The following is a 13,604-nucleotide window of genomic DNA, read 5'->3' as shown; positions in this document are numbered from 1 at the left end:
CTTTTTATTATTTAAGATTTTTAATATTTTATAAAAAAATAATAACGATATGGCTGACGTGTTATGCGAATTTTAGTGGTAGAAGATACTCAGGTTCTAGGACAAGCGATCTGTGAACGATTAACGAGCTTAGGACATGGCGTGGATTTGATGGGCGACGGCAAAAAAGCCGATGAGCTGCTGAGGTATCAGTCGGTTGATTTGATTTTACTGGACCTGAATTTGCCTGGTTTGTCTGGTTTGCAATTGCTGCAGAAATTGCGTCAGCGTGATGATGACACCCCTGTTCTTATTTTAACGGCTCGAGATCAGATAGAGGATCGCATCCGTCTTTTGGATGAGGGCGCAGACGACTACCTTACCAAACCTTTTGATTTTGGCGAGCTTGAAGCCCGTTGTCGTGCCTTGCTGCGCCGCAAACAAGGCTATGCGGCGAATGTGACCGAGCATGGCAATATTGTGGTGAACAGGGACAGCCGACAAGTGTTTATTGACGGGGAGCTGACTGCGATTACCAACCGAGAATTTCGACTTTTGGAAATATTTCTTGGGCACTTAGGGCGAGTGCTCAGCAAAGATGAAATCACCGATCACTTGTTTAATTTCAATGAAACCCCAGGTCCTAATGCGATTGAGCTGTACGTTGGGCGTTTGCGAAAAAAAATGATCAAAGGGGATTTAGTCATTAACACCCTAAGAGGCATTGGTTATGTGGCAGAAATCGCTCGACCACCAAAACCTTAGTGAAGAAGAGGAAAAACGGGCGTTAGCCAAGGCGCCTTCGTTACGCTTTCGTTTTATCTTAGCGGGTGTTCTGGTGATTGGTATTATCGCTGGTTTGGCCATTAATTTGATTTTTGATTACAGTCAGAAGCTTGCTGATTTGTCTTATGATCGTCTGTTGCGCAGTGCTTTGCTGCAGATAGATGAAAATGTCAGTTTAATTCGCAACGAAGTCAGTATTGATATTCCTTGGTCTGCCTTTGCTACATTGGCGCAAGCGGACGAGGATCGAGTCTTTTACAAGGTGGAAAGTTTAGAGCAAGGCTTTATAACAGGCTACCAAGATTTAAACAGTACGCCCCCTAAGCCTCCCGTGTTAGATCAAATACAGTTTTATAATCAAGAGTATTCGGGAGAGTTAGTACGATTTGCGTGGTTAGAGCGCAGTTTGACAGATCCTGAAACGTCACAAACCGTCCGTATTGTACTAGGGCAAACTCGGTTATCACGGGAAGCCATGTCAACGGCGGTGACACAGCGCGCGGTTGAAGTGGTTGTGTTTATCGCTTTGGTCGCGCTTACTCTGATTGCCATTGGTAGTCATTTAGTGCTCCAGCCTTTGCATCGTATCGAAAGGGCATTAGAAGAGAGAGCCATGGGAGATCTCACGCCCTTAGACATCAACACGCCAAAAGAAACGCATCACCTTAAAGTGGCAATTAACCACTTTATGGCCCGCTTGCAGACTAACTTGGAACAACTGGAAAATTATACCGCCGATGCGGCTCATCAATTGCGTACCCCTTTGGCCAGTTTAAAGGCTTTGGCTGAAAATGCGCGAGACAATACCTCGGCTGACAGCTCGTCACCACAAGCACAGCAGCAAGCGTTGGAAAATATTGTCAAGCAGTGCGACGCGTTGAGCCAAACGGTGACCTTGTTGCTTAATCAGGCTGTTGTTTCTCATCGTCTACAGACTCATCGATTGGAGCCCACTAGTTTACTGGAACCCATTAGAGCCTCGTGTCGTGCTCAGGCAGTGACCGCATTGCATCAAGGGGTTCAGCTTTCCCTTGATTGTGATTTGAGTGATGCGGTTGTGTTAGGGGACAGTTTTTCGATTCAGCAAATGATGCAAAACCTGATTGAAAATGCTGTGCGTTACAGCTCATTGGGCATGAACAATGCGACGGAGGTCATTGTGCAAGTGAGTGAGTTCGAACGTTTTTATCGAATAAGAGTAATAGATTATGGCAATGGCATTCCTGATATAGAAAAATCGCGTGTTTTTGAGCGTTTTTATCGTGGCCGTTATGATATTGCGGGCAGTGGGGTGGGGTTGGCGATGGTGAAAGATATCGTTGATCATCATTCGGCTAGAATTGAGATATTGGATACGTATCCTAAAGGAACGACCTTTCAGGTGGATTTTGCCAAATTTATGTTTGATGAGGATACCGTATGAGATCCGTTGTGGTTTTTCTTTTTTCTGCCTTATCCATGATGCCTTTTAAAGTCTGGGCGGCTGAGCCAGTATGGTTTGGTAATGCGAACGCGCCAAGGGTTTTGGCAATTGATTCTGCGATGGATTTGGCCTCGTTTGAGCCTATTTTGAAGGCGTTTGTTGCGCTTCATCCGGATGTTCGAGTGGTGTATCGTGATGTGAATACGCTGGAATTGTATTATCTAATCATTCAAGAGCAGAAGCATCCTGTTGCGAGTTTGGCGATTAGTAGTGCTATGGATCTGCATTTGAAACTGGTCAATGATGGTTATGCGCAGACCTACCAGTCTGATTTTACAGATAACTTGCCGGATAATTTTAAGTGGCGCAATCAGTTGTTCGCTTTTTCGATTGAGCCGATTGTGATGTTAGTGAACAAGGAGGCTTTTCCTGGCGAGTTGCCTGATGATAGACAATCACTCTTGCAGACGATTCGACAAAATGAAAAAACCATGACCAAGCGAATCGGTACTTACGATATTCGTGAGAGTGGTGTTGGGTATTTGCTTGCCAGTCAAGATGCTCGTCAGGCGGATGTGACTTGGGGACGATTGTTGGAAGCGTTTGGCAGTCACGATGTGCAAACTTACTGTTGTACGCACGACATTATTGATGATGTGGCTTCCGGTAAATTGGTATTGGGTTATAACTTGCTGGGTTCGTACGCGTCACAACGCGCGCGTGACGATAGCCGATTAAAAATGATCCTTCCAAAAGATTACACATTGATGCTGATGCGTGCGGCTTTGATTCCAAAAGGCGCGCCTAATGCAGCCGACGCGGGTGTTTTTTTAGATTTTCTTTTATCTGATCAAGCCCAAAAAATGATGCAAAACCAAGGTTTATTATTCCCTATTCGTCCTGATATGAATAATGCGAATGACCCATACGTGGTGAGCGCCCCAGGGCCAACAGGGGTGATCGAGCTAGATCAGCAGTTACTCGTAGGGCGCGATTACGCTAAGCAAAAACGTTTTATTCGCAACTGGGAGATGGCGCTGGAAATCAGCTCAGAAGATTAGTGTTTCTCGCCTTGGTGGTTTTTCCTTATGTGTCCTGGTGTGGTGTTGAAGTGTTTTGTAAACAAGCGAACAAGGCTGCTGGCGTCGTTTATTCCCACTTTCTGCGCAATATAGTCTAAGCTTTTATTGCTTGACGTCAGCCATCGTTTGGCTTCTGTAAGACGGCGTTGCTGTAGGTATTGTTTGGGGGTCATGCCAAGATGGCGTTTGAACAAAACGCTGAGTTGGCTGGGACTTAAATGCACTTCTGAGGCCAGTTCGGCCAAACTCCATGATTCTTGAAAGGCATGATCGAGTCGTTGTTTTGCTTTGGCTAATCGAGCGTCTGCTTGGAGAATTTTCTCTTGCGGAATGGGCAATAAGTGTTCCAGTAAATTTAACGCCTGATGTGTTTTTATCTCGCTGGGGTCGCTGATCAAGCTGGATAAAAAAGGCAAATAGGTTTTGGCTTGATCGCTTAGGGTGATAAAAACCGCTGAGCTTTGGAGTTGACTGTTCCATGCCGGTAATGAGTTCAATACCAAACAACGGTTCTCTTCTCTGGCTAAATGGGCATGTGGCTGGCTGGTAGAAATAAGACAGGCTTGGCCGAATTCAACAGCTTGTTGTTGATTATCAACATCGAGGACGAGTCGGCCTGAAAGCGGCAAGACAATTTGCGTGTGGTGATGCGAATGAGCATGAGCGGTATCTTGGTAGGTGATTACTTCTATTAGATCACGCATCTTTTGTTCCTTGTAAGCCGCTTTTACTTGAATGATGAATAATATTACAGAAAGTATAATGATCTGCTAAATACTTTAGGATAAAAATAGTAAAGGCTAAACGAATAAACTCAAAGGCGATGGCCCTAAGGGAAAAAAATGCGTTACCTACTTGTGTTGATGTTTTGCTGTTTTTTGCCCAGTGCTTGGGCTGATATGACCTTGAGTATTGTTGATCAAGATAATCTGCCTGTTGCAGACGCGGTGGTGACGGTTTCCAAAAACGTTGTGGGCACACCGAGCTCGGTCGCTGTTATGGATCAGGTTGATGAGTCCTTCGTACCACGCGTGATTGTGGTGCAAAAAGGCCAATATGTTAGTTTTCCTAACAGTGATGATATTCGTCATCACGTTTACAGTTTTTCAGAGCCTAAGACCTTTGAAATTAAGTTGTATAAGGGTACTGACGTTGCCCCAATTTTGTTTGATAACCCCGGCCTTGTTGTACTCGGTTGCAACATACACGATGACATGATTGGCTACATTATCGTGGCAGATAATGCGCTTACCTTAAAAACGGATAAAAATGGCCAAGTTCGTTTGCCAGTAAAACAAGGTGATAAAGTGTCGTTGTGGACTGAAAGGTCGATTGATGGTGTGAATGCACTGGAGTCTATTGATATTACGAGCGACACAGAGCAAACCGTAACATTAGAGCTACTACCTCCTATTGAGGTAATAGACCATAGTTCGCATAAAGGGTTTGGCAAGAAAAAATGGTAAAGCGAGGTTTTTGTCTACGCTTTTTAGATATAAAAGTAGGAATAAATGCGCGGAAAACACATTAAAACAGTGATGGTAGGCGGCATTTTTTTGTGTGCTACTCCTATTATGGCAGCAGAAGGTAAGTTGCTTGCTACTGCTGGGCTTTCGCAATTAGAGGGCAGTGGTGGTGGCGGTCTCGTGCCTTGGGCAACGTTGGCTGGATACGATAGCCGTGACGAGACCACAGCGTTGTTATTTATGACGGATGTGAATATTACGGATTATCGATTGTCATCGATCGGTGTGGCGACGAGTTTCTACGACAGAGTTGAATTAAGCTATGCTCAACAGACGTTTGGTTTGCCCGTCGGTTTGGTGAAGCAATTAAGTGTTGGTGAGATCAAACAAAACGTTATTGGTGCAAAGGTTCGTTTATATGGCGACGTTGTTTATTCAACTTATCCTCAGCTGAGTATAGGCTTGCAGCATAAGCAATTAGATGATGACTCTGTGGCGACAGCTCTTGGTGCAAAAGACGATAGTGGTACGGATTTTTATGTTGCTGCGACTAAGGTGCATTTAGGGGCGGTTGCGGGTTACAACCTGGTTTGGAACGTAACCGCTCGTGCTACCAAGGCCAATGAGATGGGGTTGTTAGGTTATGGTGGGCCAGACAACAATGGCTATCAAATGATGATGGAGGTCAGTGTCGGCTTACTTCTATCGCCTAATTGGGTCGTGGGCATGGAGTATCGTCAAAAACCCAATAATCTATCCAGTGTCAAAGAAGACGATTGGACAGATCTGTTTGTCAGTTATATGCCGAACAAAAATATTAACTTCACGGCGGCTTATGCGGATTTGGGTACGGTTGCTACGCAGAAAGATCAAAAAGGCGTTTATTTATCGATGACGGGGTATTTATGGTAAACCATCTAAAAACCGCACTTCTGATGATGAGTGTATTGTTGGTTGCTTGCGCGACACCAACGAAAACGCCGATCAGTTTATACGAAGAAATAGGTGGGCAGCCAACTATCGAAGCCATTACCGATAATTTCATTGACGAAATTAGCTTCAATAAAGACATCTATCGTTATTTTGAAAAAACCAATATCACACGCTTTCGAGAAAAATTCATTGAACATCTTTGTGTTGATACCGGCGGCCCCTGTACTTACACTGGTGATACTATGTTGAAAGTCCATCAGGGACAGAAGATTACTGAAACTGACTTTAATTTGACCGTTGACTTATTGGTTAATGCGATGAAAAAAGCGGGCTTAACTTATGTTCAGCAAAATCGAGTATTAAAGGTGCTTGCGCCGATGCGTGGTGAGATGCTGTATAAGTGATCGAAGTGTTTGAATAGACATTATTCAGTAATGGATGTTGTATTTCGTTTTATTGTAACTTACATCATAGGTCAGGGAAGACGAGTGATTGAACAAATTGCATTGCTCCTGCTTTTCTCGGCTGAATTATCAATCTAGCTACGAAAATAGGCGTTTCTTATGATCCCCAAAACAACCAAAATGCGTGTCGCAAGACCAACGGATAACCTAGAAAAAATAACAGATATGTACATCAATGGCCTAGGTTTTAAACTGCTTGGTCGCTTTGAAGGACACAATGGCTTTGATGGCTCGATTATCGGTCATGAACAACATAATTATCATTTAGAATTCACCCACCACAAAGGCACTACCGTCGGTAAAGCCCCAACCCAAGATAACTTACTTATTTTCTATGTTACGGACGCACAAGTGTGGCAACTATGTTGCGAGAAAATGCTGTCTGCGGGTTTTGTTCATGTGCCATCTTATAATGACTACTGGGATGTTGTCGGTAAAACTTTCGAAGACATAGATGGTTATCGAGTGGTATTGCAAAACCGAGAATGGACAGCTTAGTGGCAGCAGAGCCAGTTTTTTAAACTTGCTGTAGATTAGTGTTACAAAGTTAGCTGACTGTCAGGACGTAATTCAAGGTCATGGATACAAGGCGTTTGAATGGTTTTCAAAGAAGAGAATAACCCCTCCCCTTGGAAGAGATAAGGGAGGGGAAAAGAGCTTTCTTGCCCTTAGGCTTGGTGGTCGCCTCGTTTTACTTGCATGCGGCGTAAGAATTCTGACATGATTTGCATGTAGAGTTCGTCGCCGATGTATTTGTCTTCTACACCACGGTCGATGCTTGGGTTGTCGTTGACTTCAATGACATAACCTCGGCCGTTGATTTCTTTTACGTCTACGCCATATAAGCCTTCACCAATTGGTTTGGTGGCGGCAATCGCGGCTTGTAATACACGGCGTGGTACTTCAAAGGTAGGCAAGGTATCAAAGCCACCACTTTGGCTTTTACTGCCTGTGTGTTGGTAGATTTGCCAGTGATTTTTCACCATATAGTAACGGCAGGCAAAAATCGGTTTGTTGTTCAATATGCCGATACGCCAGTCAAATTCCGTGTACAGATACTCTTGTACCAATAGTAACGACGATTTTTTAAACAGAGTATTTAGGCTCTCGGTTAAGGCTTCGCGATTTTCTGCTTTAATCACGCCTTTGGAAAATGCACCGTCAGGTATTTTTACGACCATCGGGTAGCTGATTACAGCTTCCAACGCGTCTTCTACGTTGCTTTCACCTTTATGAACGATGCGTGTTTTTGGGCAAGGCACTTTATGGGTGTTAAACAAATCGGCTAAGTAGACTTTGTTGGTGCAACGCATAATGGATTGTGGATCGTCCATTACGACCAAACCCAAGCCTTCTGCTTTTTTCGCGAAGCGATAGGTATGGTGGTCGATGTTGGTGGTTTCACGAATAAACAAGCCATCGTATTCCGGTAGACGCATGATGTCTTTCGGGCCAATAAGGTCGACATGAATGCCAAGTTGCTTGCCCGCTTGGATAAACTTTTTAATAGCCTGGTCGTCGCTGGGTGGCATGGCTTCTTCAGGGTTGACCAAAATAGCCATATCAAATTTAGCGGCACGTTGGATGCGGCCTTTGCTCCATACTTTGTTGCTGAACGCTTCTAGCGATTCTGCGAAGAGTGTTTCTTCTGCGTCGGTTAGTTTGCTCTGTGACGTAGAGAATAGGGCGGTAACTTGCCACTCTTTGCGGAATTTTAAGGTCACTTCGAGCACGGGGCTTGGGAAGCTTTCGAATAATTTGCGTGCAAACTCTTTCATCTCTGGATGAACGGTTTTACCAAAAACACAGTGGAATTTCATTTCCATGGGCGCTTCTGGTTTCGCGAGTTTTTTGGCTAGCAATGGCAGCCACTGTGAGATTTCAAGTTCATAGAGATCTTTTTTGCTCAGGTCATTCAGCACGCGTACAGATGGCATAACGTGATGACCTCGGCTTTCTGCTAATAAAGAGCAGTAGTAGCCGTCTGATAAGTATTTGCTGTTTTTACAAAGATTGATGATTCGAGTGCGGCCTTGGCTTTTTGTTGCAGCCAGATTGAGGTACTGAGTAAAGGTAATGACGCGGTCGCTGGGTAAAAAGGCTGACCAATCTTTGGCTTGATCAACAACAATGTACGTCTGTGACATTGGCTTTATTTTTCCTTATAAAATAGCGCGTTAGCGCGCTTAATCGCCTACTATTGAGGCGCTTTGGTGCTTTTAGACACCCTGATTTTGTGCGGATAGTGCGCTTGTTTTCCTGTATTAACAATAGACTAATATAAAAAAATAAAAAGTCTTTTTACTGAAAATTTGGTCTATCTTTTGCTATCTTTTAAATAGATTTCGCCCTAGAATGCGCGAAAATTTCTCTATTCTCTGGGTTCCTTGCTGTATTTTGCATGGATTTAACCGCTAACCAGTGGACGATTCTAATGGCTTTCTGCCCTTTTGAGGCGATGTAATGAGCACCAGCACTTCAGCACCTATTTATATACGTTTGGCCAGTTTAGATGACTTAAAGGCTTTGCTTGTTTTAGAGGGTAAGTCGTTTAGTGGGGATCGTTTGAGCCGTCGTAGTTTCCGTCATGCTATTACGAGCTCTGGCACAGCTTTGTTTGTGGCTATGAGAGGGGAAGTTGAGTTACTGGGTTACGCTTTGTTGCATCTTCGCCAAGGAACGCGTTTAGCGCGCTTATATTCTCTTGCGGTATCCCCAGAAGCACGAGGCCTTGGGATTGGTAAATTGTTAATCCAAGCTTGTGAGAAAAAAGCAGTCAAAAAAGGCAAGATGCTGCTGCGTTTGGAAGTCAGTGATGTGAATCATAATGCCATCGCCTTGTATCAAAAAATGGGTTACAAGGAGTTTGGTCATTATGATGCCTATTATGAAGACCAAACGGATGCGATTCGTATGCAAAAGCGTTTGCGTCACGCGGGTGATGAACAAACGACACGAGCGATGCCTTGGCTAGCACAAGGTACGCCATTTACTTGCGGTCCTGCTTCTTTGCAAATGGTGTTGTCTTCGATGCACCCAGACTACCAGGCAACGCCAAACGATGAATTGGAGATTTGGCGCGAAGCGACGACAATTTTCATGACTTCTGGTCACGGTGGCTGTCATCCTATGGGGTTGGCTTTGGCAGCGAAAAAACGCGGCTTGTTGGCGGATGTTTGGTTGAGCGAAGAAGGTCCTTTGTTTGTAGACAGTGTGCGCAATGAACTCAAGAAAACAGTGATCACTCGCGTACACGAAAATTTTGTCAATCAGTGCGAAGAGGAGAAGGTGCCCTTGCACTATACCGCTATGCCGTTGGCACAATTAATCGAAGCGTTCGATGAAGGTGCTTTGGCGATTATCCTGATTAGTACATATCGTATGGATGGTAAAAAATCTCCGCACTGGGTGGTGATGTCTGGTTACGACGAGCATTGTATTTTGGTGCATGACCCAGATTTGGACGATGATAAAAAATTACCTGATGATCCACCAAGCCCATTGGATTGTCAGTTTGTGCCGATTGCGCGAGATGAGTTTGAAAAGATGTCGCGCTTTGGGCAAAGTCGTTTGCAAGCGACTGTGGTGTTAAAAACACAATAAATAACGGTTTTTTCTTTTCTATTTTCTGCTTTCGCGGTCGTCAATTCACGGCATCTTCTTCTCTTTGGGGGGAGGAGGGTGCCGTTTCGTTTTTTTATTCTGCACAAAAATCCAAGCGCTCGTTTTTAAAGACTGTCATGATGTATTTCATTGATCTGAAATAATGTAATTTAAGGAGTTGTTTGATGAAGGTTGCGTTTACCAGTGACAATATTGCCGGTGCATCGGATGTCGTGTTTAAAGCCATGATGGAGGCCGCGCAAGGTGATGCCATGCCGTATGGAAATGATGACGGTACAGCGCAAGTCACGCGTATGTTGTCGGAATTGTTTGAGTGCGATGTGGATGTCTTTTTGGTTTCAACCGGTACGGCGGCCAATGTGTTGAGTATCAGCGCGTTGACGCCACCTTGGGGCAGTGTGTTGTGCCACTCGGACAGTCATTTGTTGAACGATGAAAGTACCGCGCCGGAGTTTTACACCAGTGGTGCGCGTTTTGTTGGTGTGGGTGGCGCGGATGCCAAGATGGACCCTGCTCAACTGAAGAAATTGGTCAGCCAGAAAATTGGTGATGTGCATTCTTGTCAGCCGTCTGTGATTAGCTTGTCACAAGTGACGGAAGTGGGCAGTGTGTATTCGTTAGACGAAATTCGTGCCATTACCGACGTGGCAAAGATTGCAGGCTTACCAGTTCATATGGACGGTGCACGTTTTGCCAATGCTTTACTTGCCCTAGGTTGTACGCCAGCGGAAATGACCTGGAAAGCGGGTGTTGATATGGTGTCCTTTGGCGCCACGAAAAATGGCGTGATGGGGGCCGAAGCTATCGTGGTGTTCAAGCAGTCTTTAGAGGATAAAGGCATTTCCAGTGAGAAAGTAGCGAAAGAGTTAGGCTATCGTCGTAAGCGCGGTGGACATTTGCATTCGAAAATGCGTTTGTTGTCATCGCAAATGATTGCTTATTTGAGCGATGATTTGTGGCGCGTTAATGCCACTCATGCCAATGCCATGATGGCACTGTTACAAGAAGGTTTGAAAACCGTTCCAGGTGTGAAAATCAATACACCTGCTCAGGCAAATATGCTGTTTTGTACCTTGCCATTGGCAATGATTGATCACCTGCAAGCCGAAGGTTTTGGCTTTTACGGCGGCCGCTGGGAAGAGGGTGTGATCCGATTGGTAACATCTTTTAGAACATCTAAAGAAGGTGTGGAAGCTTTTATAAAAAGTGCGAGACAGTTTGCAACTAAATAGCCTATTTGTAGGTCTATAGTTGAGTACAGTTTTTTTGGATAGTTGTACTAAGCGATTGTTGGTGACTTTTGGTATTCAACAGCGCCTACTGTAATGGCGATAAATTTGTCGTTCCGCTTGTATTTTTGTGCGTGGTGATTCATAACATCATGGAAAGAAAATGAAGTCGGGTATGTTTTGAAAATTAAGGATTCATTGTTATGGAAGAGTTACTTAGCTATATATTGAGCGTTCAGACTCTGGTGCTTGTGCTGGTGGTTGTGCTGCTAAAAACCTCGATCAAGTTTGTGCCACAGAATCAGGCATATGTTATTGAGCGTTTTGGTAAGTATCAATCAACAAAAGAGGCTGGGTTGAATTTCATCTTTCCTTTTATTGATCGTATTTCTGCCGATCGTACCTTAAAAGAGCAGGCTGTAGATGTGCCTGAGCAAAGCGCTATCACCAAGGATAATATTTCCTTGCGTGTTGATGGTGTGTTGTATTTTCGAGTATTAGACCCTTATAAAGCGACTTATGGGGTAGAAAACTATATTTTTGCTGTGACTCAGTTGGCGCAAACGACCATGCGTTCTGAGTTGGGTAAGATGGAATTGGACAAAACGTTTGAAGAACGTGATGTGCTGAATACCAATATCGTGGCATCTATCAATGATGCGGCAGGCCCTTGGGGTATTCAGGTGTTGCGTTACGAAATAAAAGACATTGTCCCACCACAATCTGTGATGGAAGCAATGGAAGCTCAAATGAAAGCGGAACGTGTAAAACGAGCACAGATCTTGGAGTCGGAAGGGGATCGTCAAGCGGCGATTAACCGTGCCGAAGGTCAAAAAGCGTCTGTGGTTTTGGCGGCAGAAGCGGATAAAGAAGAGCAAGTGTTACGCGCAGAAGGTGAGGCAAAAGCCATTGTTGCCGTCGCTTCAGCTCAGGCTGAGGCATTGCGTCAAGTTGGTGAAGCGGCCAATACAGAAGCCGGTCAAAAAGCCATACAATTAGATTTGGCAACCAAAGCCATTGAGGCGAAGCACGCCATTGCGAAGGAATCGTCCGTGGTCTTGTTGCCGGATGGCGCGACAGAAGCATCGGCTGTGGTTGCTCAAGCGATGACGATTATTCAGAAAATGTCGAAAGGGAGCTAGTTATGGATATCATTGCCAATAATCTGGCCCAAAGCTTGTTTATTGTTGGTTTGATTCTATTGGTCATTGAAGTGACAGTATTAGGTTTTTCTACCTTTGTCTTCTTCTTTGTGGGCTTAGCGGCCATGGCTACAGGCGCTTTGGTTTATGTTGGGGTATTGCCTAATAGTGTGTTGAGCGCTTCTTTTAGTACGGGCGTGATGACTATCTTGGCCGCCTTAGTATTGTGGAAACCACTGAAACGTATGCAATCTAAAGTAAGTACTAAAAAAACCAAAAGCGAATTTACGGACCATCAGTTCTTTTTAAAAGAATCGGTATCGCCAACGCAGTCGCCTAAATATCACTATTCTGGTGTGGAATGGTCTTTGGTGAGTGAGGAGCCCATTGAAGCTGGAACGAAAGTCGAAGTGACTGAGGCTGAAGTGGGTAAATTGCATATCAAAGCGATGGATTTGCAATAAGGGTTTTTGTTTTTCTAAAAAAGCGCCAAGTGAATAACGTCTCACTTGGCGCTTTTTTTGTCATATGGCTTTCGCCCAATAACGATGAATTAACGAAGGATGAGCAAGGGAATATCACTTTCAATAATCATTTTACTGGTATTGCTGCCTACGAAAAACTGCCGTAGTTTCGAGTGGCCGTAAGCCCCCATTGCCATTAACTCTATCTGATGTTCTTCTTTGTATTGGGTCAATGTCGGGTAGATTTTGCCTGGGTTAATAGAAGCGATTACCTCAAAGCCTTCTTCTTCAAGAATTTGCTGTGCTTCATCTAATTTATAGCGTCTTTCTAGTGTCGCTTCTCCTACCATGACCAAATGACAGGGTAATCCAATTAATAGTGGGCTTTGTGCAATACGTGTGATGGCATTATCGGCGGCTTCTCGACCATCGTAAGCAATCATAAAATTACGAGGGGTTTTGAATTTTCCGACGTTAATAAGAATCGGACGATGTGATGTTCGAGCGACTCGTTCTATGTGTGAACCAATGGTGTGGGCATCCATGGTGTGGTTGCTGCCATGACGTCCAACCACAATAAGACGAGTTTCGTCTTCTAAATGCAGTAAATTGTCGACTAGGTCTCCATGACGCTGGAGCAACGCGACTTGCTTGGCGCCTGCGCTTTGCGCGAAGTCTTTGGCGTTTTCGAGCACCAGTTTGCCATGTTCAAACGCAAGTTTTGCACGTTTTTCATCAAGTGCAACCAGTTCATCGAGCAGATGCTCTCGGCTACCAAGGCCAATAGAGCCAGATAAATCCTCATCGGTTTTGATGGCTTCTTTTTCTAAAGAATGCAGCAATATCAACGCAGATCCCATTTTTTTGGCTGCCCAAACAGAGGCTGTGGTGACGTGCTCAGATAAAGAAGATCCATCAATACAAGCAATTATGTTTGTCATCATTATGCTCCTTGTTTTTGTTTTAAAGCCTATTTGTGAGGGCTTTATTAGCATCATTAAAAAGAATAGTT

General features: G+C 44.3%; 14 protein-coding genes. 11 read left to right on the top strand and 3 right to left on the bottom strand.

All coding sequences use genetic code 11. The features are described 5' to 3' along the window. The first annotated feature begins 63 nt into the window (after nucleotides 1–63). Genes DK187_RS04415 through DK187_RS04405 form a run of 3 tightly spaced genes read left to right on the top strand, consistent with a single transcriptional unit; the run spans nucleotide 64 to nucleotide 3,249 of the window. Nucleotides 64–744, top strand: a complete 681-nt coding sequence (locus tag DK187_RS04415) for a response regulator transcription factor (RefSeq protein WP_111606124.1) — start codon at nucleotides 64–66, stop codon at nucleotides 742–744. Then, nucleotides 710–2,188, top strand: coding sequence for a sensor histidine kinase (locus tag DK187_RS04410; protein ID WP_111606123.1), 1,479 nt, complete (start codon nucleotides 710–712; stop codon nucleotides 2,186–2,188). Before DK187_RS04415 ends, DK187_RS04410 begins: the two co-directional genes overlap by 35 nt. Next, a complete protein-coding gene (locus DK187_RS04405; RefSeq protein ID WP_111606122.1) occupies nucleotides 2,185–3,249 on the top strand; it encodes an ABC transporter substrate-binding protein in 1,065 nt (354 codons plus the stop codon). The genes DK187_RS04410 and DK187_RS04405 overlap by 4 nt, the downstream gene beginning before the upstream one ends. Here the strand turns inward: DK187_RS04405 and DK187_RS04400 are convergent. Next, nucleotides 3,246–3,974: a helix-turn-helix domain-containing protein gene (locus tag DK187_RS04400; RefSeq protein WP_111606121.1), complete on the bottom strand. Its 729-nt coding sequence runs from the start codon at nucleotides 3,972–3,974 to the stop codon at nucleotides 3,246–3,248. The genes DK187_RS04405 and DK187_RS04400 overlap by 4 nt on opposite strands. A gap of 138 nt (nucleotides 3,975–4,112) precedes the next feature. On the opposite strand from DK187_RS04400, the gene DK187_RS04395 reads away from it, so the two are divergent. From DK187_RS04395 to DK187_RS04380, 4 genes are all read left to right on the top strand, one after another. Beyond that, complete coding sequence (locus tag DK187_RS04395; protein WP_111606120.1) at nucleotides 4,113–4,736, top strand: methylamine utilization protein; 624 nt, start codon at nucleotides 4,113–4,115, stop codon at nucleotides 4,734–4,736. A 45-nt stretch (nucleotides 4,737–4,781) separates the two neighbouring features. Further along, on the top strand, nucleotides 4,782–5,648 hold the full coding sequence (locus DK187_RS04390) for a DUF3034 family protein (RefSeq protein ID WP_204355576.1): 867 nt from the start codon (nucleotides 4,782–4,784) through the stop codon (nucleotides 5,646–5,648). Then, on the top strand, nucleotides 5,642–6,073 hold the full coding sequence (locus DK187_RS04385) for a group I truncated hemoglobin (RefSeq protein WP_111606119.1): 432 nt from the start codon (nucleotides 5,642–5,644) through the stop codon (nucleotides 6,071–6,073). The genes DK187_RS04390 and DK187_RS04385 overlap by 7 nt, the downstream gene beginning before the upstream one ends. 159 nt (nucleotides 6,074–6,232) lie before the next feature. Next, nucleotides 6,233–6,631, top strand: a complete 399-nt coding sequence (locus DK187_RS04380) for a VOC family protein (protein WP_111606118.1) — start codon at nucleotides 6,233–6,235, stop codon at nucleotides 6,629–6,631. Between the two features lie 170 nt (nucleotides 6,632–6,801). Here the strand turns inward: DK187_RS04380 and DK187_RS04375 are convergent, their stop codons facing one another. Continuing rightward, the gene (locus DK187_RS04375; protein WP_111606117.1) at nucleotides 6,802–8,280 is read right to left on the bottom strand and encodes a RimK family protein; all 1,479 of its coding nucleotides are present in this window, start codon (nucleotides 8,278–8,280) and stop codon (nucleotides 6,802–6,804) included. Between the two features lie 316 nt (nucleotides 8,281–8,596). On the opposite strand from DK187_RS04375, the gene DK187_RS04370 reads away from it, so the two are divergent. The 4 genes from DK187_RS04370 to DK187_RS04355 all read left to right on the top strand — a co-directional run bounded on the left by DK187_RS04370 (nucleotide 8,597) and on the right by DK187_RS04355 (nucleotide 12,592). After that, complete coding sequence (locus DK187_RS04370; protein WP_111606116.1) at nucleotides 8,597–9,736, top strand: GNAT family N-acetyltransferase/peptidase C39 family protein; 1,140 nt, start codon at nucleotides 8,597–8,599, stop codon at nucleotides 9,734–9,736. A 185-nt stretch (nucleotides 9,737–9,921) separates the two neighbouring features. Next, on the top strand, nucleotides 9,922–10,989 hold the full coding sequence (locus tag DK187_RS04365) for a threonine aldolase family protein (protein WP_111606115.1): 1,068 nt from the start codon (nucleotides 9,922–9,924) through the stop codon (nucleotides 10,987–10,989). A gap of 200 nt (nucleotides 10,990–11,189) precedes the next feature. Beyond that, nucleotides 11,190–12,128, top strand: a complete 939-nt coding sequence (locus DK187_RS04360; protein ID WP_111606114.1) for an SPFH domain-containing protein — start codon at nucleotides 11,190–11,192, stop codon at nucleotides 12,126–12,128. A 2-nt stretch (nucleotides 12,129–12,130) separates the two neighbouring features. After that, nucleotides 12,131–12,592, top strand: coding sequence for an NfeD family protein (locus tag DK187_RS04355; RefSeq protein WP_111606113.1), 462 nt, complete (start codon nucleotides 12,131–12,133; stop codon nucleotides 12,590–12,592). An 89-nt stretch (nucleotides 12,593–12,681) separates the two neighbouring features. Here DK187_RS04355 and DK187_RS04350 read toward each other — a convergent pair whose 3' ends face one another. Next, nucleotides 12,682–13,536, bottom strand: coding sequence for a universal stress protein (locus DK187_RS04350; RefSeq protein WP_239494809.1), 855 nt, complete (start codon nucleotides 13,534–13,536; stop codon nucleotides 12,682–12,684). Nucleotides 13,537–13,604 lie beyond the last annotated feature (68 nt).

It is taken from the genome of Marinomonas arctica (assembly GCF_003259225.1).
Lineage (GTDB): Bacteria > Pseudomonadota > Gammaproteobacteria > Pseudomonadales > Marinomonadaceae > Marinomonas > Marinomonas arctica.
The sequence above is the reverse complement of the archived record's forward strand: the minus strand, read 5'-3'. Positions and strand labels throughout refer to the sequence as shown.